At 52.7% G+C, this 21,557-nt stretch carries 17 protein-coding genes; 9 read left to right on the plus strand and 8 right to left on the minus strand.

The features are described from left to right. The first annotated feature begins 89 nt into the window (after nucleotides 1-89). Entirely contained in the window at nucleotides 90-2,939 is a 2,850-nt protein-coding gene (locus AC1DF0_RS21180) for a glycosyl hydrolase family 28-related protein (protein ID WP_477575214.1), read from the plus strand. A gap of 88 nt (nucleotides 2,940-3,027) precedes the next feature. On the opposite strand, the gene AC1DF0_RS21185 is transcribed toward AC1DF0_RS21180, so the two are convergent. Together AC1DF0_RS21185 and AC1DF0_RS21190 are read right to left on the minus strand one after the other, a co-directional pair. Beyond that, a complete protein-coding gene (locus AC1DF0_RS21185; RefSeq protein ID WP_477575215.1) occupies nucleotides 3,028-5,046 on the minus strand; it encodes a copper amine oxidase in 2,019 nt (672 codons plus the stop codon). Nucleotides 5,047-5,322: 276 nt separating this feature from the next. After that, nucleotides 5,323-6,195 carry a hypothetical protein gene (locus AC1DF0_RS21190; RefSeq protein ID WP_477575216.1) on the minus strand — a complete coding sequence of 291 codons (873 nt, stop codon included), beginning with the start codon at nucleotides 6,193-6,195 and terminating at the stop codon, nucleotides 5,323-5,325. Between the two features lie 236 nt (nucleotides 6,196-6,431). Between AC1DF0_RS21190 and AC1DF0_RS21195 the strand changes: the two genes are divergently transcribed. Then, nucleotides 6,432-7,100, plus strand: a complete 669-nt coding sequence (locus AC1DF0_RS21195) for a hypothetical protein (protein ID WP_477575217.1) — start codon at nucleotides 6,432-6,434, stop codon at nucleotides 7,098-7,100. 265 nt (nucleotides 7,101-7,365) lie between these two features. On the opposite strand, the gene AC1DF0_RS21200 is transcribed toward AC1DF0_RS21195, so the two are convergent. The 3 genes from AC1DF0_RS21200 to AC1DF0_RS21210 are packed head-to-tail and all read right to left on the minus strand — an operon-like array spanning nucleotide 7,366 to nucleotide 11,293. Then, entirely contained in the window at nucleotides 7,366-8,586 is a 1,221-nt protein-coding gene (locus AC1DF0_RS21200; RefSeq protein ID WP_477575218.1) for a pyridoxal-phosphate-dependent aminotransferase family protein, read from the minus strand. Further along, nucleotides 8,583-9,869: an allantoate deiminase gene (gene allC, locus AC1DF0_RS21205; RefSeq protein WP_442048524.1), complete on the minus strand. Its 1,287-nt coding sequence runs from the start codon at nucleotides 9,867-9,869 to the stop codon at nucleotides 8,583-8,585. Before allC ends, AC1DF0_RS21200 begins: the two co-directional genes overlap by 4 nt. A 47-nt stretch (nucleotides 9,870-9,916) precedes the next feature. Continuing rightward, the gene (locus AC1DF0_RS21210) at nucleotides 9,917-11,293 is read right to left on the minus strand and encodes an allantoinase (RefSeq protein ID WP_477575219.1); all 1,377 of its coding nucleotides are present in this window, start codon (nucleotides 11,291-11,293) and stop codon (nucleotides 9,917-9,919) included. A 264-nt stretch (nucleotides 11,294-11,557) separates the two neighbouring features. On the opposite strand from AC1DF0_RS21210, the gene AC1DF0_RS21215 reads away from it, so the two are divergent. Continuing rightward, nucleotides 11,558-13,207 (plus strand): PucR family transcriptional regulator, encoded by a 1,650-nt coding sequence (locus tag AC1DF0_RS21215; protein WP_477575220.1) that lies wholly within the window; start codon nucleotides 11,558-11,560, stop codon nucleotides 13,205-13,207. Nucleotides 13,208-13,233: 26 nt separating this feature from the next. Here the strand turns inward: AC1DF0_RS21215 and AC1DF0_RS21220 are convergent, their stop codons facing one another. Further along, a complete protein-coding gene (locus tag AC1DF0_RS21220) occupies nucleotides 13,234-14,277 on the minus strand; it encodes a YheC/YheD family protein (RefSeq protein ID WP_477575221.1) in 1,044 nt (347 codons plus the stop codon). 155 nt (nucleotides 14,278-14,432) lie between these two features. On the opposite strand from AC1DF0_RS21220, the gene AC1DF0_RS21225 reads away from it, so the two are divergent. The 3 genes from AC1DF0_RS21225 to AC1DF0_RS21235 are packed head-to-tail and all read left to right on the plus strand — an operon-like array spanning nucleotide 14,433 to nucleotide 17,612. Next, nucleotides 14,433-15,653 (plus strand): phenylacetate--CoA ligase family protein, encoded by a 1,221-nt coding sequence (locus AC1DF0_RS21225; RefSeq protein WP_477575222.1) that lies wholly within the window; start codon nucleotides 14,433-14,435, stop codon nucleotides 15,651-15,653. A 16-nt stretch (nucleotides 15,654-15,669) separates the two neighbouring features. Then, nucleotides 15,670-16,641: a 2,3-diaminopropionate biosynthesis protein SbnA gene (gene sbnA, locus AC1DF0_RS21230; protein WP_477575223.1), complete on the plus strand. Its 972-nt coding sequence runs from the start codon at nucleotides 15,670-15,672 to the stop codon at nucleotides 16,639-16,641. Nucleotides 16,642-16,646: 5 nt separating this feature from the next. Further along, a complete protein-coding gene (locus tag AC1DF0_RS21235) occupies nucleotides 16,647-17,612 on the plus strand; it encodes a 2,3-diaminopropionate biosynthesis protein SbnB (RefSeq protein WP_477575224.1) in 966 nt (321 codons plus the stop codon). A 224-nt stretch (nucleotides 17,613-17,836) separates the two neighbouring features. Here AC1DF0_RS21235 and AC1DF0_RS21240 read toward each other — a convergent pair whose 3' ends face one another. Then, nucleotides 17,837-18,073, minus strand: a complete 237-nt coding sequence (locus AC1DF0_RS21240; protein WP_442048517.1) for a DUF6953 family protein — start codon at nucleotides 18,071-18,073, stop codon at nucleotides 17,837-17,839. Nucleotides 18,074-18,419: 346 nt separating this feature from the next. Between AC1DF0_RS21240 and AC1DF0_RS21245 the strand changes: the two genes are divergently transcribed. After that, nucleotides 18,420-18,869: a MarR family winged helix-turn-helix transcriptional regulator gene (locus AC1DF0_RS21245; protein WP_477575225.1), complete on the plus strand. Its 450-nt coding sequence runs from the start codon at nucleotides 18,420-18,422 to the stop codon at nucleotides 18,867-18,869. Nucleotides 18,870-18,917: 48 nt separating this feature from the next. Next, nucleotides 18,918-19,895, plus strand: a complete 978-nt coding sequence (locus tag AC1DF0_RS21250; RefSeq protein ID WP_477575226.1) for an aldo/keto reductase — start codon at nucleotides 18,918-18,920, stop codon at nucleotides 19,893-19,895. A gap of 52 nt (nucleotides 19,896-19,947) precedes the next feature. Here AC1DF0_RS21250 and AC1DF0_RS21255 read toward each other — a convergent pair whose 3' ends face one another. Continuing rightward, on the minus strand, nucleotides 19,948-20,637 hold the full coding sequence (locus tag AC1DF0_RS21255; protein WP_477575227.1) for a class I SAM-dependent methyltransferase: 690 nt from the start codon (nucleotides 20,635-20,637) through the stop codon (nucleotides 19,948-19,950). Nucleotides 20,638-20,810: 173 nt separating this feature from the next. Here AC1DF0_RS21255 and AC1DF0_RS21260 point away from each other — a divergent pair, with 173 nt between their 5' ends. Next, nucleotides 20,811-21,515, plus strand: coding sequence for a peptidylprolyl isomerase (locus AC1DF0_RS21260; RefSeq protein ID WP_477575228.1), 705 nt, complete (start codon nucleotides 20,811-20,813; stop codon nucleotides 21,513-21,515). Nucleotides 21,516-21,557: the final 42 nt, after the last annotated feature.

The following is a 21,557-nucleotide window of genomic DNA, read 5'->3' on the forward strand; positions in this document are numbered from 1 at the left end:
ATACTCCCCTTATTGATCGGGCTCCGAGGCTGGGATAGGATGGAAACAACTTATCGAACCTTCCATCCTTTGCATAAGGAGCGTATGTAATGAAACGAATATCAAGACTCATTCCGCTAGCCATTCTTCTGTCGCTTGCATTCGCAGCAATACCGCCTTCGCCTACGTACGCCGCTAACGATCCCGCGCCAAATTKGCAGTTGATCGAACCACTCTACGAAAGCAGCTCCACGCTCATAGCCGCCTATTCCGCTCCAGAACACGGCATCGTCGGCGACGGCATAACCGATGTCACCAGCAAACTCCAGTCCTTGCTTGACGCGTTAGGCAGACTAGGCGGCGGCACGCTGTTCCTGCCGGAAGGGAAATATGTCGTTCAAGGCAATCTGGTATTGCCGAAAGGGGTAACGCTGCGCGGCGAGTGGGCCAAACCGATCAAGGGACAACCCGTTCAAGGGACGGTTCTCATGGCATACGCCGGCAGAAACGACGCCGAAGCGCCCGCCTTCGTAACGATGGAGACCTCCTCCGGCATTCGAGATTTGTCCATTTGGTACCCCGAGCAATTGCCCGACGATATCGTCCCATACCCTCCTTCCGTCTTGCTCGGCAGACCTAACGTATGGGGCAACGAGAACTGCAATGTCACTAACCTAACTTTTGTTAACGCTTACTCGGGGATTGTGTTCTCCCATTCAAACGGAGGAACGAGCCCCGTTATCCAAAATATTTACGGCACACCGCTATCCCAAGGCATAGAGATCGATAATATTGTAGACGTCGGGCGGATCGATTGGGTCGATTTCTCGCCTGCGTATTGGGCAGGCTCCGGGCTGCCAGGCTCGCCCAACAGAGGCCAATCCTATGAACAATGGATCTACGAGAACGGCACCGGCATTATAATGAGGCGCAACGACTGGTCTTATACGAGCTATGTATCTATTGAGGGCTATGGCATAGGCTACCACGCCGCCCATTCCATAGCTACGCCAGGGGCGGTGCCGAACGGCCACCATTACGATCTGCACATCAAAGACGCTAAAACCGGCATCCTGTTCGACGGAGTAAGCGGCGTAGGCATTATGTTCACAAACGTCAAGATCGAACACAGCGTGAACGGCATCGTTGCAAGCTCCGAGCAGGAAGGGGCGCTTCAGCTGTACGGCTGCAGCATCGAGGCCTCGGAGAAAGCGATCTATTCGAGCTCCGCCTCGTTAACGAAGCTGATGATGCGCCAATGCGATATTACAAGCGGAGAAGTCGCAATCGACGGAGGCACTTTGATCGCTTCCGACAATGATTTCAATAACCAATCGCCGCATGTAAGCTTGGGCGAAGAATCCCGAGCCATTCTAACCAGCAATCGGTTCAATGGCGATCCATTGATCGATAATCGATCGAAATATATATCGATCATCAATCATACGCCGGTCACCTACAAGCAGCTCCCACCCTTCCCCGTCATGTCGCCTCAGACTCACAAGCCGAAGCGACAGGCACTTTACGTCGTCACGGATGCGCCGTTCCAGGCGAAGGGTGACGGCAAGACGGACAATACGAAGGCCATCCAGCGGGCGCTGGACACTGCAGGCGATGAGGGCGGCGGCGTTGTATTCTTGCCTCCAGGCAAATACAAAGTGCTCGGCCGCCTCGTCGTTCCAGCCGGCGTCGAGTTGAAGGGTTCACTAGATAACGGTTCGGTACCAACAGGTCCAGGCAGCATTATTCAAGTATATGCCGACCGAGACAATCCGAACGGCGAGCCGTTCCTGAAGCTTGCGCAAGGCAGCGGGGTGCGCGGCCTCGTCTTCGATTACCCCGAGCAGCAAATGCCGAAGGTCTCGTCTTATCCTTATTTGATGCAGTCGCTCGGAAGCGATGTATACATTATCAACATCGGCATGCGAGGCGTCTATAACGGCATCGACTTATTCTCGCATCGTTCGGACCGCCATTATGTCGACTATGCCGCCGGACACGTCTTCCATAACGGCGTTACGGCGGGCGGCGGTTCGCAGGACGGAATTATAAGCAATCTGCAATTCAATCCGCTTCCCTACGCGGCGGGGCAAGAATCGAAATACGGCAGCTGGCCGAGCTCCCCCGCTAAGGACGAAGATTTCCAAGCCATCTACGATTACGGATATAACGAGCTCGATTTCCTGACGCTCGGCAACGTCAGCAATCAAATTCTGTACAATGTGTTTCACTTCGGCTCGGAGAGAGGATTGCTTCTGACCGAGGAGAACGGCATTGGACCATCGGGAATCAGCCTCGGCCTCGGCGTTGACGGAGCCAAACGATCGGTCGTCATCGAGAAGACTGGGGCGCAAGGCTTCGACTTCATAAATACGCAGCTCGTAATCATAGGGGCGGCAGAGGATCGACGCTATATCGAAACGGGGACCGGGTTTGACGGAGAAGTGACCTTCTTCAGCTCCGATCATTGGGGAGCGCCCGTCAACAGCATCGTGCTGGAGAATGGAACGGTGAATATGCTGCTCCCGCATTTCGAAAGCGCGGGCGAGCACGGCTTCTCCAACGTGAAGGACGGCGAGCTTCGGATTAACAACGCCTTCATTCGCGGAGCTCATCCCCTATTTAACGCAGGCAAGGAGGCTCAGGTGACGGTCCAGTCCTCCATCGCCGATTCCCTCGGCATCCAGTGGCGCAACAATCCGTTATGGCAGCATAATCTCGCCAATTTGAAAATTATAGCGCCAAAGCCGCAAGCAACACCCGCAGGGCAGCCGGAGCAGGAACAGAATCCTTTGCCGGAGGAAACAGCAGCAGCCTCGGCAACCGAACCCGAATCCGCCGGGTCCGCCCCGTACGGCATTATCGCCGCCGTTGTCGCAGCTATAGCCGCAGCCGCGCTGGGACTGACGTTATGGCTGCGCAAGCGTAGAAAACAACAAGCCGACAAACCTAATCTATAAATCAGCAATGAAATAGCCCGTTCGCTTGCCTTCTTAGGCTCGCGAACGGGCTATTTCACTTTAGTCTATTAAGCTTGGATAACCTGTGTTATTGGGCAGCCGGATCAATGATCGGCAGGTCAAGCGTTGGCGTCTCGTCGAAGAAGTTCCAAGGCTTGATCATAGCCGTCACCCACTCCGTAGGCATGATCGGGAATTCTTCCGCACGCATGACGTGCGTCGTACCCGTTGTCAGCCATACGACCGAGTCTTCGCTTTCAATATCACGGTTTTGCTGCGTCCAGAGGCCAAGACCCGTGTCCGTATTATGCGTCGTGTATTTACCCTCCGAGTACAGCTCATCCTTTTTGTAAGGCGTAACCCAAATGTGATTATTAATGAATTCCGCACGTTTCAATACATAGTCCGTTTTCGTGAAGAGCGGTTCTTCCATGAACGGGTGCGTGCCGCCCGCGAACGGAATAACTTGGTAACCCGTCGTGTTTCCGAGGATGTTCTTTCTCGATTCGCTCTTAACGAGTACGATTTTGTCGGGATCGAACTTTTGAATCGCTTCTTGCTCCGTTTTGTAAGTTTTCTCTTGCATAATCATTTCGCTGCGGGCAAATTCCGGATTGGATACCGTAATCGCCTTAGGCAAAATTTCGCCAACGGAGTTCGTTTCACCGTCAACGTCCAAGTCCAGACGGTAGCTGAAGATATGCTGATGCGTAGGCGCTACAATGTTCTTATCCACAAGCGTGCCATTGCGCGTATCTTTTGCCGCCGTTGGGTCGGACATCGTTTTCGTGTCGACCGCTTTGGCTTGAGCAAGGCCCGTTGCGCCGGCCATCAGCTTGATTGAACCATTTTGCAGGAATACCCAGTCCAAAATGTAATCGTAGTTGCCGATTGTCGCAATCGCGCGAAGCACAAGCTCACGGCGTTCCCTTGCGTCGCCGTTATGCGACCATTCCGCATCGGCGTAACGTTCGAACAAGGCAAATGCGCTTTTAATTACGTTAGCTTTGCCCGCCGTGTCATTAAGCGCAGCGTCGAACAATGTTGCATTTTTCGGAACATCGGAACCTATATTGAGCGTACGAACCGACAAGCCTACGCCGTATTCGCCTGCGTCCATGAAAATTTTGTACAGCCAAGCCGGATCCGGATCGCCGTAAGGAACCATCATGCCGCCAAGACCGCCTTCGTACATGACCTTACGCTTGTCGCCGTTCTCCGTGTACGTAACAGTCGATACAATCGGACCTACACGCGGATCAAGACGGAAGTGGAACTTCCAGTTCTGCCAATCTACCATCGTGCCCTTAACCGAGAAGCTTGCGCCTTCAGGCTGGCTAATGATGAGCGGCTTGATTTCATCCGTGCGTTTTGTTTTGATTACTTTCGAGTAATCGTTCAGGTCTGTTGGAATAGGGGGCGTTCCTGTTTCATAAATTTTAAGCACTTTTTTCGCATTCAGGTCAACCAGGAAGGAAAGTCCGTCCATCGGGTGAGCCATGTTGTTCACCATACCCTCTACGCTCACTCGAGGTACGGAGATGGCAAGGCGCGATCCCGGAGGCGTCAGTTGCGGGCCGTAATCGCCCAGCGGACCGTCAGCGAACCGTACTTTGGACAGGTCGGTAAGACCGCGTTTCGCAAGCGCGGCGACCGCTTTTTCGTCCGCCTCAACAATGGACTCCGTTTGCCCCCACTCCGTATAGAGCGGCCAGCCGGTTTTGACTTCCTTCCAATAAGTGATTTTGTCGGTATCCAGATTAACCGTACCCTCGTAAGGTTTACTTCCTTTAATCAGCGTGAAAGTCGCTTCCCTCGGCAGCTTCGTGATCGGGTTCGCATCCCAAGCCCAAACCTTCGCTTTTTCCGGCTCTTCGAGCTTAATCTCGGAGAAATACATATCTTTGCTGCCATACTGGGAATCGCGAATAATTTGCGATGCTTTCTCAATCTCCTGCGGAGTTAGCGGATTCAGCGGGTGATAGACCATCTTGTTGATTTCTGCGGCACTCAGTCGATCGATGCCTAACGCTCCTGGCAGGAAGCTAACCGTGGCAAAAGCGACAGACAAAGCGATAACCGATGCAACCATCTTTTTCTTATTCATAGTTTCCCTCCGTTATGAACGTATTCTCGTGCGGTTATAATTGCTAGAATGTATGCCCACCCCTATCTCACACCATCGCATCCCTCTTCTCTTTCGATCTATGTCAATTATCCTAACATGCAAAGGTAATAATTCACGGAGGCCAAGGTAAAGGTTGCATAAGAACTTCCTCTCATTTCGGTAAAATGTTGCTGCCGATCTCTTCACTCCTTGCAGAGAACAAAAAAAGCCCCATCCTCGCATTCGCGAGGATAGAGGCTCGAATCGTTAATGCCGCTACACCTTAATGACGAACGGCACTACGAACGTCTTGCCGTTTCGTTGGAATTGCCCCCATACTTTGTACATGCCGCTTACAGGGAATGCTGCCCCGAACACAGCCTGAGGGCCTGATGACGCCCAGTTAAGCGGGTGAATATGGATGAACTGCTCCGTTGTCTGATCGATCGCAACAACATGGCCGACCGCCCCCAAGTAAAGCTCAAGATCCGTAATCGGATCACCCGTTTTCTCATCAGTAAACGTATAGGTCATGCTCATTTGCGTCTGCGGCGCGAGCTCATCCGAGAACTCGAGCTTCACCTTCATCCCGTCAACACTGGCCTCAAGCATCTCGCTCGGCTTAAGCACCGCTGAACCTGCCGCCGTGCCGCTCACCGTAACCAATCCGGTTCTCGTGAGCTCATTCAGCCCCGTCGGAACAAAGTCGGCATATAGTTTGAACTTGCCGCTAGCAGGGAATGTTACCGGCAGTTCGAATACACCGCCGCCTTTGTACTCCGGATGCACATGCTGGAAATGCTGCAGATCCTCGCTTACTACGATGAGATGCAGCAGCTTCTCATTCGTTATATCGAATGCATCGATCGGCTTACCGCCGCCTCCGGCAATCGATAGCGAAAGCTTGGACGGCATGCCTGCCTGCGGTTCACCCTCCGGCCATTCCAGTCGAATCGCCACGCTTTTCTCCGCCGCTGTCTCCGACCACGCCCCCGCATGGCGATGCGCCAAGGATAACGCGTACGGATCAAGGAACGGATCCGATAAATCACCAGTCGCCCCGGCATCCTTCGTTCCTTGCAAGAGAAATATCACCGCAAGAACGAGCACGAACGCCGTCGATAATAACGTCCACTTGTACTTGACCAATCCGCCACCTCCTGCCTCATTCATGCGCTATGAAGCTATTGTATAGAAGTAGAGTAAAAGTAACGCCCCGCAAAAGTAAAAATAAAGTAAAGCTTTGTTAAAATTCAGCCAAGCAACAACGTAATCTTCCCCACATCGCCATGATGCGGTAGAATAGGAGCTAGACGAAGAACGTCCTGTTGCCATTTTTGGCGAGGGCGTTCTTTTTTTGTTTTCAGAACCAGGGAGCGAGTGGAATGGATCAGTTCGAGTTGGCGCACAAGGCGCTTATCGAGGAGCATTTGGAAAAAAGAAAAGGTGAGCGCAAAGGCCGTTTGCTAAGAGGTCACGGTTTCGGCGAGAGGCTGCTGCTTCAGAATGTATGGTGGCCGCTATTCGGCAGCTTTGAGCATTGTCATCCTGAATATGAAATCTACGATTGGAATCGAAAGTCTCAATTCTTGGACCTGGCTTACATTACCCCATTTGGCAAATTCGGCATTGAATGCGATGGTTTCCAAAGCCACATTAAGGATATGGATAGGGAACGGTTCAACTATACATTGAATCGAGACACCTTCCTTACGGGCTTAGGCTGGAAAATGATCCATTTCTCCTTCGATGATATTGAGCGCCGACCTGAGCTGTGCCGCATGCTTTTGCAGCACGTTATTGGTCCTCATATGCTTCGCAAAGACCCAGATGGGACCAACGCCATCGCAGAGAAAGAACTGCTGCAATTCGCATGGCGTCTGGGGCGGCCGGTTCGCCCCAAGGATGTGTGCAGCCTCTTAAACATTGATTTCCGCACCGCCCGCAAGCTATTGCTCACCCTTGTCCAGAAAGGCTGGATGCGCAATATTTCGCAAGGCAAAACAGCCCGCTACTACGAGCTGACCGGCAACGCGCTTCACATGCTCCGGTAAACCGCAGCATCATCAATGTTACCTTCTTTCAGACCCTCCCCGTCGCCACGTTATTATTGAGCTATGTTGGATTTCTGCAGTAACTTTGGGCTGAATTGGCGGGTGCGGTGAGCTATGTTGAATTTTCGCAGTAACTTCGAGCGCTACACTGCCTTTTGGACACAAAGCAGGGGGCTATGTTGCAAATATCCAACATAGCTGTCTGTAGGCTACGTTTCACGCGCCGCGCCCACCAGCTCGAAGATCGAGCCGGAGTCAGTAGACGTCAAGCATATGCGTTCAATGCCGCTTGCACGGCGCGGCCAGCTTCCAGCTTGTGACCTTGACGCAACAGAGCTGCTTCGAGCGCGCCGAGCGTGAGCAGCACGTTGCGTTTGCTGCAGCTGTAGCCCATCGTGCCAATGCGCCATATTTTACCCTTCAGCACGCCGAAGGAGCTTGCTATCTCAATGCCAAAATCCTGCAGCAGCGTACTTCTAACCGCTTCGCCGTCGATTCCCTCAGGGATTTCGACGCAGGCGACGACCGGCATTTTGCAGCCGGGGTCGCCATACAGCGACAGTCCCATCGCCTCAATTCCGGCGACAAGCGCCGCTTCATGCGCCTTATGCCGCGCATATCGCGGCTCCAGACCTTCCTCCAGCACAAGTCGCAGTCCTTCTCGCAGCGCATACAGCATCGATGTCGCTTCCGTATGATGGTTCAATCGAGCTGAGCTCCAATAATCCTGGAGCATGCTGAGGTCGAAGTAATTGCTCTGCACCGGACGCAGCAGCGACTCCTCTTCGCCGCCCGTCAGCAGGCCGCGCTCAATCTTCTTGCGCCTTGCGATCTTCGCCGCCGCACGGCTGTTGTACGTAATCGGCGCCATGCCCGCCGGCACGGATAAACATTTCTGCGTGCCGCCGATAACCGCGTCAAGCAGCAAGCGGTCCGTCTCCAGCGCCACGCCGCCTATCGTGGCTACCGCGTCGACGACAAGCAAAGCATCGAGCTCGCGGCACACTTGTCCAATGCCTTCAAGCGACTGCATCCGCCCAGTTGACGTCTCGCCATGAACGATCGCAACAAGTCTAGGCCGATGTGTCCGTATTGCCGCGACAAGCTCCTCCGTATCGAAGACGAAGCCCCACTCCTTCTCGATTGTCACAACTTCGGCGCCGCAACGCTCGGCAATCTCCGTCAACAGATGTCCGAACCGGCCATAGATCGGCACAAGCACCTTATCTCCCGGCTCGATTAAGCTGACGAGAACCGCTTCAATACCGGACCGCGACGTGCCGTCCACCGGAAATGCCCATTCATTTTCGGTAACGAACAGCTTCCGCAGCATTTCCATCGTTTCATTCATTATCGAAGTGAACTCGGGATCGAATTGCCCTAATATCGGATACGACATCGCCCGCAGCACGCGCGGGTCAACCTCTACCGGCCCCGGCGTCATTATCGTACGCGGCGATGGCGACAAATCCTTGTATACCTTCATAACGCTTCCTCCCCATACCCTAATCTGTACAACAACTCCGTCAATACCAGCACGCCAACAGCCAGCTCGCTTGGCGCTGTATATTCAAGCGGCGAATGCGAGATGCCGCCGCGGCTTGGAACGAACAGCATTCCAGTAGGGCAGATGTGCTCGAACATTTGGGCGTCATGCCCCGCTCCGCTAACCATCCGCTTCGAAGAAATGCCCATCTCTCGGCTTATTTCGTCCAAATGGCGTATAATACCCGCATCCATCGGGACAGGCTTCTCGCAAAACCATTCCATCCCGCTAATCTCAAGCTGTCTTTCATCGGCGAGTCGCTTAAACGTCTCCATGACCCACTTGCAAAATAAGCCCAACGCCGCCTCGTCCGCATGCCTGGCATCCACCGTGAACGTCACTTTGCCGGGAACGACATTCGGCACGTTCGGCAATACATTCAGCCGTCCTACCGTCGCCACCAGCGGCGCACCTTGCCGAGTCGCTTCGCGACGCAGCTCCAGAATCATCGCGCTGACACCTTCCAGCGCATCTCTTCGCATATGCATCGGGGTCGTGCCGGCATGATTCGATTCGCCGGTTACCTCGAATTTCATTCGTCTCTGACCAGCTATCGCGTCAACAACGCCAACAGCTACGTTCTCCGTCTCAAGCACTGCTCCTTGCTCAATATGAACCTCAATGAATGCGCCGATATCGTGACGACGACTGCTCCGGCCAGAGCCTTCCCCGAAGCCGCACTTCGCCATCGCATCCACGAACGAAACCTCATCTATATCCTGCAAATGAGCAACCTGCTCAAAGTCCCTTTTGCCCGCTATACTGCCAGACCCCCAGTAAGCCGTCGGAAAACGACTGCCTTCCTCCTCGCATAACGCAACGACCTCCATCGTCCGCTTCGGCTTGCCGTACCGGCCATGCAAGTAGCGCAGCGCCAGCAAGCTTGCCGCGATACCGTATGCGCCGTCATACTTGCCGCCTTGCACGACCGTATCAATATGTGAGCCCGTCAATATGGAAGAGGCCTCTGCATGCTCCCCCGGCAGCTTGCCGAATAGATTGCCTACCTCGTCGAACTCCGTCACGAAACCGTAGCTCTTCATCCGCTCAGCCAGCGCATGCTGCGTACTCAGCCACGTATCGCTATACAGCAGACGGGTAACGCCGCCCGCCTCGTCTGGGCTGAATGCGGCCAACCACTCCAGCACTTCTACAATTTGCTCTTCGAAAATTGCGAGCAGTTCTTCCTTCTCTTGCGGGTGTGCTGCAATTCCTTGTCCCATGGCCGCTCCCCCTTTCAAAGCACTGCTGCAATTAGAACCCTCATGGACTATCGAATAAAAGTTCCCCGCTTCTCACTGCCAAGTCCCGTCTCCGAATCATATACCTTACGCCCTCTGCTATACACGGCCATAATKCCGCAATGAAAGGTCTCGCCAATATAAGGACTATGCTTATGACGATGATAGAGCTGCTCCTTCTGCAGTACATAGGTTGTGTTCAAGTCTATTAAAATAAGATCGGCATCCGAGCCTAATCTGATCTCTCCCTTAGCGGGATACAGGCCAAATCGCTTCGCAGGCTCGCCGGATATCATTCGGCTAATTTCCGTAAGCGGAATACCGCGTTTCACATGACCCTCGCCTACAAAGAATGCGACCGAGCTTTGCGCTCCGGCAATCCCTCCCCAAGCATCGAAGAAGTTGTCCGCTTCCTTCATTGAAGTTGGGCTTGGCGAATGATCCGATGCAATCAGATCGATTCGACCTTCCCTTACCGCTTGCCACAGACGCTCTCGTTCCTCGTTGTCCCGCATTGGAGGCGCACACTTGGCGATCGCGCCTTTCTCCACCATTGTTGCCGAGGTAAACGCTAAGTAATGCGGACAAGTTTCTACCGTAACGTCCATGCCGCGCTCGCGCGCTTCATGAATGGCTCGAACCCCCGCCCCACTGCTTATATGCACAAAATGCAAGGCACAACCCGTCTGCTCGGCGTAGAACAAAGCTCGATTGATTGCCTCAAGCTCAGCCACAATCGGACGCGTGGCGACGTAATCAGCAGCACCAAGTCGACCCTCCGCCCGTGCGGCGTCAGCAAGCCTCGAGACGATCGGCTCACTCTCGGCATGCAGCGCAAGCACTTTGTTCAAGCTCTTAATGATTTTCATTCCTTCAAGCAACGTATAGTCGTCAACCTCGCGGAAGATATCCTCCCCTTCTCCCCCAGGCGCTGACATGAACGCTTTATAACCAACTACACCAGCGTCGCTTAGCGGCTTCAACTCATGCAGCTTGCCTGGAACAAGGCCGCCCCATAATGCGTAATCCACATAGGACCGTTCATACGCCGCATCCAGCTTCATCTGCATAGCGGCGACCGTCACCGTAGGAGGCACCCCGTTCAGCGGCATATCGATATAAGTAGTCACGCCGCCGGCAGCAAGCGCAGCCGAGCCGCTCTCGAAGCCTTCCCACGCGCCAAGTCCCGGCTCATTCAGATGCACATGAGCATCGATCATACCGGCCATCACCGTAAGGCCCGATGCATCGATTGTTTCGAGTGCCGGCGCGTCAATGCCATGACCAAGCTGAACGATAAGTCCATCCTTCACGCCAATATCGAGAATGCGAACCTCATCCTTCAGCACGACGGAACTATTTTTGATTAACAAATCCAGCTTCCCTCTGTCACTCAATGCATCCACCCGCCCTCTCCATGTATTTCTATGCCGACTCGCGGCAACTCATTATTCGAGCCAAAACACTTTTCCCGTTAACTTACATGACATCAATTAAAGATAGATAAACTCATCATAAACGCTGCAAAATAAATTGTCATTGTGTACACTGACCAAAAATCAACGACATTCATTGAACAGAATAAACAATCCCGCATTTACATAGCTTCGTATAAATGATATATTCATGTCATATTATCTAACATATATTACGTAGAGGGTGGTTTAACCATGCTGCTCAAAGATTTAATATCGCTTCCTGTCTACGCGAATGCCGTGATCGTAGCCGGCCGTGAAGGAATAAGCAACACCGTTCAATCGATCACCATTATGGACGCGCCCGACATCATTCATTATTTGAAGCCGCAGGAACTGCTTCTGACGACTGGCTACGCGATGAAGGATCATCCCGATGCGCTGCTCTCGCTCGTTACGAATATGGCTAATGTCGGCTGCGCCGGCCTCGCCATTAAGACCAAACGTTTTTTCCGCGAGGTGCCGCCGGAAGTCATTAAGCGAGCCGACGAGCTGCAATTTCCAGTCATCGAGCTGTCGCTCGAGCAATCGCTTGGCGATATATCGAGCCACTCGCTCAGTCATATTCTAGAGAAACGGACGGACGAGCTGAACTACGCGCTGACAACGCATAAGCAATTTTCTCAAATGATCATGCAGGGCAAGTCGACGCAAGACATCATTGAGGAGCTGTCCCTTCTCATCAGCTCGCCCGTTATGCTCATTGATTCGGAAGCTAAGCTGTTATGCAGCTCCGGCGGCGCTGCTTCGCAGCAATACCGCAGCTTGCTTCCTAGCCTGCAAGAGCGAATCGGTTCCTCTCTCGAACCTGGAGGGCAGCTCCCGCAAACGCCTTTTACAATTGCGGCGTCAGTGTTTCACCCGATTATGACCTACCAGCTCGAAGGCTACGTCGTTACAAGCATTGACCGAAGCCATGCGCACTACAACTTGTCCAAGCATGCGATGGAGCAAGCAGCTAACGTGATTGGGCTTGAGCTTATGAAACGGCAAGCTGTGAAGGAGCGGTCGCGTCGTTACAAGAATGAGTTTTTCTCCGACTTTGTGGATGGCCTCATTTCCTCGGAGCAAGAGCTTACCCATCGCATCAAGTATTATAGACTGATGAATCATCCATACTACGTCAGCATCGTTGTCAAACGGGATACGTCCTACGATACCGCAGACGCCTCGAACACACTTGAATCAGACGGCAGATTCATTTCGGAACGCGACCGCCATTACAATGTGCTTAAGAACGAGTTTTCCAAGCTCGATCAACGGTTCGTGCTGTTCACCAAAAACGATTATTTCTGTGTATTAATTGCCCTTCAGCGAAGTATTGACGTGAAGGCAGGCAAGGTAAGCAAGTTTCTCGAGCAAATGCGGCAAGTCGTCGATAGCCTGCACCTGTTGCACGGCATTCCGATATCAATGGGTGTAGGCAACCCCGTCTCTCAGCTCGCAGACATTCCGTTGTCCTACAAGGAGGCAGTGGAAGCTCTGCAGACCGGCTATGATGCGCGCAAGCGACAGTTCGTCCAGCCTTACCGCGCCAAAAACTTCAATAACCTGCTGCGTATGATCCCGAAGGAAGAGCTGAAAGAATATTACGAGGATACGTTCAAGGATCTGCTCCATATTGAAGGCAAGGAACGAAGCGATCTTCTGAAGACACTAAGCACGTTCTACGAGACGCATTGCCAGCTGGCCGAGACTGCCAAGCAGCTATTCGTTCACCGCAACACCGTCACCTATCGCCTCGAAAAATGCGAAAGGCTCACCGGCCGGGACTTGCGCGACCCGGTCGAGAGCCTTCGATTCCGCACTGCCTTCTCAATGGAATCTATCGTCCATTCCGATTGAGGGGCGTGCATTACTGCTATTTACACTTATACGCCGCGCCTAGCCTTGCCGCAATTGAGCGCGTAGGTGCGGCCATATGCCCTCGCGTAACGGATAATTCTGCGCAGCATCGTTTGATTAGGCAGCAGCGTGAATGGACAAGGATCGGGCGCCGTGTTAACCTCCAATATCCATGGCTTCATTTGTTTATCCAGCGCGAGGTCAAGTCCGATCACGCGCAGCCCCGGATATGCAGCACGAAGCTGCTTCGCCGTAACCAGGCCGATATAGTCCATATGCCGCAGCAAACGATTGCGATAACCCGCATCGGAATATTTTTTCAACAGACGCGCAGTCGGGTATATTGATCCGCCCTGACTGCCGTTTGTTACGATTTTACGCGGATGAGCTACTCTTCCGAGTGTACCCGTCGCTTCCCAGCCGCCATACGGCGACCTCTGCACCATTAAGCGAATATCGAACGGTCTGCCTTTATGCTTAAGCAGGTTTATCCCTTTTTGCACGATATAAGTCTTACCCCTCGTCTCCCTGACAAGAGCGTGATAGAGCGCCTCATAACTGCCGAACGATGCCTTCCGAAGCCCATTCTGATACGTAAACTTGCCTCGATACGCTTCCACGCGCATAACGCCGATGCCCATTTGACCGCCCGTCGGCTTCACATATACCATACCGAATTTTTGCAGCATTCCATACAAGGATTGCTTGCCGAACAGTTTTGTCATCGGCACGTGATGACGCAGTTCTCCGTGACGTAGCAGTATCTTCGTCTTGGCCCATTTATCCTTATACGATTTGCTCGCTTTAACGACTGGTTTAGACACCTTGCGCTTCACCGGAGCTTGTTGTACATATTTCCTCTTAGGAGACGCCGCATACCTGCTTCTGACCGGGCGACCGTTCCCAGCCGATAATCCCCGTTTCCTCTTCGCTGTTTTGAATTTCTTCTTAGGCTCTGAATGCCATCTCTTGTACCTAGAATAGCTGTTAATAGATACCTCGGCCTTGGGGCCATCCTCGATACTGCCAGCTTTCCGAACCGTTGCCGCCTTGTTCACATACACGTCCACGCAATCCCTCCGTTATTTTCAGTCTCTTGTTACAATATTAAACTAGTCAAAAAATAGCCCTAGGCCGCTATCGTCATAAACAGAACCGAGCTGTCATCGCGAACATATGCTTAAGTAATTCAGCTTTGAATCTATGCGATAGGAGGTTCATACCTATGACTCTAGCAATGCCGATTCAGCAACAAGTAGAGCTGATAGGCAAGCTTCATCCCTGGTACACCGAATGGCTCGCGCAGTTGGGACTCCATACTTCTGTGCAAAATGTTGCAGAGCTGCCTCTTGTTACATCCGAAGTGCTTGAACAGGGGTATTATGCAGTATCGAGCAGAACGGAACCCGGCTTATCCGTTTATCGGACGTCTGGAACATCATCAGGCAAGCGCAAGTCCATCTATTATTCGGAGTCGGATGATGAGCGCTATATCGATGCCAAGATGACTTCCTTCCAAGAATGGCTGGGCAGTGATCTACCGAGCGTACGCAAAGCGCTTGCCGATATGGGTACTGGGCATGCGGCCAGCACGGCCGTCACTATTTTCGAGAAGATGGGTTTCGTAGCTGACTCCTTGTCMTTCTCTTCTCCCATTGAAGAGCACATTGCCCGCCTTGACACTTTCAAGCCCGACCTCCTCTACACTATGCCTTCCATTCTGGACGGCATCGCCGCAGCCGCTCCCGCACCGTCCGCATTCGGCATCAAAAAAATAATCGTTGTAGGCGAGATCGCTACCTTGGAATGGCAAGCCAATATGGCTGAACGCTTCGGCATTCAGCGGAGCGATATTCTCGACACCTACGGCTCCATCGAGATCGGAGCTATCGCCGCCTACTCGCATGAGCTTGGCAAATACGTTTTATCAGAAGGGTTATTTGCCGAAGCGCTGCCGGCTGAACAGATTGATCCGAGCTTCTCTCCGCTTCAGGAGAATGAAGGCGTACTTGTGCTGACTTCATTCGTTCGTTCTATGTTTCCTGCTATTCGTTTCGTCACTTATGACGTCGTGAGAGATTTTGAGACTCATATAGTTAACGGGGTACCAAGGCAAACCTTCAGGTGCATCTCCAAGCGAATCGGTTCGGAGCTGAAGCATGGCGAGAAGATTAGCCTTTACGACATTGAAGAGGTCGTAAACCGCTACGTGCATGATGCGGAGCTGCGGGTGCGCATTAGCGGCAATAAGCTTGCCGTCCATATTAAGAGCAGATCGCTGGATGAGGCAATGATAGAAACGATTCAGCAAGCCATTGAGGTGAAAATCCCCGAGATTGGCGAAATGATTCAAAACCAAATATTAAGCGGGATTGTCGTAACGAAAGCAAAGGATAATGAGCAGTTGGAACGAGGAGCGGTGAAGGCGAAAAAGATTTATTCGTGAGAGGTGGACCATTGTGGTGAATGACAATATATTGGCCGTTATTGGAGAAACGCCGCTCGTGCGGCTGTCCAAACTATTCGAGGAGCGCCGCGGCATACGAGTATACGCCAAGCTAGAGCTGATGAATCCGAACGGCAGCTCCAAAGACCGGCCTGCGGCACGAATTATCAATCAAGCGATCAAGGACGGACGAATCGGCCCGGGATCGGTCGTCATTGAATCCAGCTCAGGAAATATGGCAATCAGCCTCGCGTCCATTTGCTCCTATTATGGAATGAAATTCATATGCGTCATCGACCCAAAAACATCCGAGCAGAACATCAAAATTATGAAAGCATACGGTGCGGAGATTGAATTCGTGGCGAAGCCCGATGAAGCGACTGGCGAATATTTGCCTGCAAGGCTGCAGCGGGTGCAAGAGCTGCTTACCCGTATACCGGGCAGCTATTGGCCGAACCAATATGCGAATGAAAACAACTACAGCGCTCATTATGAAGGCACGATGCGCGAGATCGTAGACAAGCTTGGGACAGTCGACTATGTTGTCGGAGGCGTCAGCACCTGCGGCACGATGCTTGGATGCTCCATGTATGCGCGCAAGCACTCGCCTGGCACGAAGCTCGTAGCTGTGGATGCCGAAGGCAGCGTCATATTCGGAGGCGCCAAAGGTCCGCGCGTGTTTCCCGGTCTCGGGGCAGGCATCGTCCCCCCTTTTGGCCAGTCGTCCTTTATGGACATTTCTATGAATATACCAGAACGTGAAATGGCAGCCAGCTGCAGAGCGCTCGTACAGAAAGAGTCGATTCTGGCCGGTCCGTCCTCGGGTGCCGTCATTGCGGCTATGACGCGTCTCTACGATCAGATTCCAAGCGACTCCGTCTGTGCCGTTATTCTCCATGATCGCGGCGAGCGCTACTTGGATACCGTCTACTCCGACGCCTGGATCGAACGGCAATTCGGCACTGCTAATTCACCGTTGAAAGGATAATGCGCGTGTTATATTTGAACGATAATCATCTACGCATGGTMGGCTTGCAATGGAATGAGCTTGTGAATAGCGTAGAACATGCCGTCACCGTTATGGACCAAGGCGATTTTGCCCAGCCCTTGAAGCCTTATTTGCGCTACAATGATCCGGCCAACCGCATTATCGCAATGCCCGCTTATATCGGCGGCGACGTGCAAGCGGCCGGCTTGAAGTGGATCGCCAGCTTTCCCGGCAACATTCATCTCGGACTACCTCGCGCGCATAGCGTGACAGTCCTGAACAATGCGGCGAGCGGCGTGCCGTATGCCATCCTTAACGCACCGCTCGCGAGCGCCGCACGGACGGCTGCAGTAAGCGGTCTCGTCATTCGCCATTATTTGAAGGCTCATCCGGGCCGCCGCATGAAGGTAGGCATTATCGGATGGGGTCCGATCGGTCAGCTTCATTTCGATATGTGCGCCGATCTATACGGCGATCTCATCGACTCCGCGCTCGTCTACGACATTAGAGAACCGAAGCTCGATGACATCCACCCCGCCCTTCGCGGCAAGACGCTTGCCGCAGCCACTTGGCAGCAGCTCTACGCCGAATCGGACGTCGTCATTACCTGTACCGTGAGCAGCAATCGCTACATCGATGTGCCTCCTGCGCCGGGAACACTGCTGCTGGACGTGTCGCTGCGCGATTTCAAGACGGACGCCATCGGCAAGGTGAAGGCGGTCATTGTCGACGACTGGAGCGAAGTATGCCGCGAGAATACCGACATCGAGCTGCTGCATAAGGAGTGCGGCCTTGTGAAGGAGCAGACGCATTCGCTCGCCGACGTTGTATGCCGCGAGGCATTAGCCGCTTGGGCCGATGACGAACCGGTCTTGTTCTGCCCAATGGGCATGGCTTCTTTCGATATGACCGTTGCCGCCTATATGGTACGACGAGCGGAAGCGCTTGGAATCGGCGTCAAGCTGGAATAGCTGTTGCCGGTATGCCGACTCATTCTTATTCTAATAGATATACTTTCCATCTCTATTTCTCCCAAACTAGCTAGACTTCGCGGAATAGGTATACTTTCTATACCTATTCCATCACGCGGCGGTTGGTGGGGCACGTTAGTCATATAAAAGGTAACTGAAAAAAGGCCCTCGGCTCACACGATGAACATATCGTGAAGGCGGAGGGCCTTTTTACAATTTACACTCTAGCTCCAGCCCCAGAAGAAGCCGTCCCGTTCCCATGCCGCTTTGCCGCGGTGGAGCTTACGGAACGCCTTCTTCACCTCTTTGTCGATCGACTCGTTGCCGTTGTCGTTCACATAAATGAATGATTCGCCAAAATGGCTTTTAATATATTGGACTGCGGCTTCTTGATGCAAGATACCCGCTGATTTCACTTCATTTAACATCCATTCCGCCACATCTTCTGCGGTATGCGCCATTTCTCTACTCCTCCATTCCACATCAAATAAACGCTGTAACTATAGCATAATCAGCTGGAGATCACAACGAAGTTTCACTGCGTACACCGACCGAGAAGATGGCAATGGATCGCGAATGGAAAAATATTCTTCAATTAGACGGGGAAATAAAAAAAGATAGCCTCATTGGAATATAGTCCAACCTCCCGACGCTGAAGCAAGCAGGGCAGCCTATACCCTGCCTAATGCCTTGTTGACAGCCGGCAGCCGTGTGAACTATATTTTATTTAATACAATTTAATTGGATAATCATCAATGTAAAGGGGCATTTTATTTATGAACAATGCCTATATCTATGGAGGTACTTATGAATATCGACGATACAATAAAGCTAGATAACCAAATCTGCTTCTCCATCTATGCCTGTTCACGGGAAATAACGAAGCTGTACCGCCCTATTCTCGATGTGCTCGGATTAACCTATACACAATACGTCACCATGCTTGCCCTTTGGGAGCAAGATCATATATCGGTAAGTGCGCTCGGCCATCGATTATACCTAGATTCGGGCACGCTTACGCCGTTGTTGAAGAAGCTCGAAGCAGCAGGCTTACTGACGCGCACCCGCGATCGCGAAGATGAGCGCAGCGTCCTCGTCACGCTTACGGAACAAGGTCAGGCTTTGAAGAACAAAGCTTATGAAGTCCCTCCGCAGCTTTACTGTCAGCTGGGCAGCTCGCCGGAAGAGGCGCATTCGCTCCTGCAACAGATGAATGAGCTGTTGGGCAAAATTCAACAAATCACCGGTAAATCCTAGCCTGTCCTATAGAACGATTGTTATTTGTCACAAAAGGAGACCACTGCCATGCCTCAATCCACCTATCGACGATTTGGCAATACTTCTATGAAGTTATCTCCTATCGGACTCGGCTGCTGGCAGCTCAGCAATGGGAATGGCTTGTTCGGCAAGTTCTGGCCCGCTCTTGATCCGAGCACGATCAACGACATCGTCAGAATCAGCTATGAAGGCGGCATCAACTGGTTCGACACCGCCGAAATCTACGGCAACGGGCAGTCGGAGCAGCAGCTTGCCCGGGCTTTGCGCGAGGCGCTGCCTGCAGGCGCTCATAGCCATATCGCAACGAAATGGTGGCCGGTCCTTCGTACCGCAACCAATATCGGACGGACGATCCACGATCGTATGAACGCTCTCGAGGGTCGGAAGATCCATTTGTATCAGATTCATAAGCCGTTCTCCTTCTCCAGCATAAGCAGCGAGATGAGCGAGATGATAAAGCTTGCGGAAGCCGGCATGATCGAGCATATTGGCGTCAGCAACTTCAGTGCTAAGCAGATGGTTGAAGCCGACCGTGTTCTGCGCAGTCATGGCATGCGGCTTGCTTCCAATCAAGTAAAATTCAGCTTGCTTGACCGTGACATAGAGAACAACGGCATCCTGGATACAGCGAAGGAGCTGAACGCCGCTATTATCGCTTTTTCGCCACTCAAGCAAGGCATTCTAACCGGCAAGTTCCATGACAATCCACAGCTGGTCAGATCAATCCATGGCCCTCGCAGATTCGGCGCATCCTTCCGCCCTAACGGACTGCAGCGCTCGAAGCCGCTTATCGATACGATGCGTCAGATCGCTTCCCACTATGATGCCACCGTCGCGCAGATCGCGCTCAATTGGCTCATTCACTTCAATGGCGATACCGTGTTCGCAATTCCCGGCGCATCCAAAGCGCAGCACGCCGAGCAGAACGTCAAGACGCTGCGCTTCAAGCTGACGATTGACGAGATGCACGAGATTAGCGAAGTGTCGAAGTTCGTTATTCGCTAACCTGCACGCAGGAGCAGCGCCTCGTCTAAGCGCGCTCTCCCATCCTTCCCCTTTACGTATATAGCCACCAAACCCCCGCGCATTCCGGCACATGAGCCGCATCGCTGCCAACCCCATCTGCCCTCTCCCTATCTTCTCCGAAAAAGAAATCAGTCAGCTCCTCTGCCTGCTCCGCGCTCTCGAACTCGTAGTCCAAACGAATCCACTTATGCGAAAACCCGTACTTCTCCGTCAATGCAGAATAATAGCTAAGCAGAAAATCCGGCGGGTTCGGCTGCTCAAACCCCGTTCCCATCGTCTCGAAAATAACAATCGTCCCGCCCGGCCGCAGCAACCGCTTCAGCTCCTTCATGACCGCATCCACATCTTGTTCCCAGCTCGGATTATCGCTAGATCCCAGGTAGCATATACTCCAGCCCGCCACGATGAGATCGGCGCTTCTCTCCGCAAGCGGCAGCTTCCTCATATCAGCGGCGATTGTCCGCCAGTTCGCATGCCCTGACGCCGTGAGCTTATCCGCCGCAATGGAGAGCATCGCTTCGGAAACGTCCGTTGCCACGATAGACCGGGCCTCTCCCGCCAGCACCGCAGCGAGTCTGCCCGTACCCGCTCCAACATCAACAATATCCAGTCCGGCATAAGGCTTAATCTCGCGGATGCATGCCTGCAAAGCAGGCTGCTTCGTAATCAACGCGTCGTAACGCGCCGCTTCCTTCCTATAAATCGATTCATGATCCGGCATTCCAGTAATCATCCTTTCGTATTCGATTAGCACTACGAATTCATCGTAAAGCTTTCCCTTACGAGAAGGTCAACCCTCCGTCTTAAGCAATCCGTTCCCTACTCCCACTCGCAATCAAATCCATCGATATGCTATTATACAAAGTGGATCATATACAAGGGGGATGCGTACACATGCTGTTGAATAAAAGATTATTTGCAGGGCTGCTCGCCATACTCGCCGTTATGCTTGTCGTAACGACAGGCTGCGGAGCTAGCAAGGAAAATAACGTAGGCAACACCCAAGGCTCGGGCAACAACGAGAATGCTGCCGCCACCGAACCGCCGCAGGAAGAAGGTCCTGAGCTGCTTGGATCGGACAAGCATCCAGTCGTTACAATAGAGATGAGCAATGACAAGGTCATCAAGGTCGAGCTCTATCCAGAGGTCGCTCCGAATACGGTCAACAACTTCATCTCGCTTGTGCAAAGCGGATTCTATGACGGCGTTATTTTCCACCGTGTTATTCCAGGCTTCATGATTCAAGGCGGAGATCCCGAGGGCACAGGCACTGGCGGTCCAGGCTACAGCATTGCCGGCGAATTCACGTCGAACGGCTTCGAGAACAAGCTGAAGCATACGCGCGGAGTCATTTCCATGGCGCGCACGGGCGATCCAAATTCGGCGGGTTCGCAGTTCTTCATTATGCATGAAGACGCTACTTCGCTTGACGAACAGTATGCATCATTCGGCAAAGTCATTGAAGGCCTTGATGTCGTTGATGAGATCGTTGCCCAAGAACGCGATGGCAGCGACAAGCCGCTCGATCCTCTTTCCATGAAGAAGGTTACGGTGGATACGAAGGGCATGACGTTCGAAGCTCCGAAAAAAACAGAATAACGCTTATATCGATTAACTGCTCAAGAAGAGAGGACCCGGTTC

It is taken from the genome of Paenibacillus sp. 05T425 (genome assembly GCF_056396205.1).

Excerpts from the sequence above, each read along its gene's own strand:
- AC1DF0_RS21185 (WP_477575215.1), bottom strand. The coding sequence starts at position 5,046 with ATGAATAAGAAAAAGATGGTTGCATCGGTTATCGCTTTGTCTGTCGCT.
- AC1DF0_RS21195 (WP_477575217.1), top strand. The coding sequence starts at position 6,432 with ATGGATCAGTTCGAGTTGGCGCACAAGGCGCTTATCGAGGAGCATTTG.
- AC1DF0_RS21200 (WP_477575218.1), bottom strand. The coding sequence starts at position 8,586 with ATGAAGGTATACAAGGATTTGTCGCCATCGCCGCGTACGATAATGACG.
- allC (WP_442048524.1), bottom strand. The coding sequence starts at position 9,869 with ATGGGACAAGGAATTGCAGCACACCCGCAAGAGAAGGAAGAACTGCTC.
- AC1DF0_RS21215 (WP_477575220.1), top strand. The coding sequence starts at position 11,558 with ATGCTGCTCAAAGATTTAATATCGCTTCCTGTCTACGCGAATGCCGTG.
- AC1DF0_RS21240 (WP_442048517.1), bottom strand. The coding sequence starts at position 18,073 with ATGGCGCATACCGCAGAAGATGTGGCGGAATGGATGTTAAATGAAGTG.
- AC1DF0_RS21245 (WP_477575225.1), top strand. The coding sequence starts at position 18,420 with ATGAATATCGACGATACAATAAAGCTAGATAACCAAATCTGCTTCTCC.
- AC1DF0_RS21250 (WP_477575226.1), top strand. The coding sequence starts at position 18,918 with ATGCCTCAATCCACCTATCGACGATTTGGCAATACTTCTATGAAGTTA.
- AC1DF0_RS21255 (WP_477575227.1), bottom strand. The coding sequence starts at position 20,637 with ATGCCGGATCATGAATCGATTTATAGGAAGGAAGCGGCGCGTTACGAC.
- AC1DF0_RS21260 (WP_477575228.1), top strand. The coding sequence starts at position 20,811 with ATGCTGTTGAATAAAAGATTATTTGCAGGGCTGCTCGCCATACTCGCC.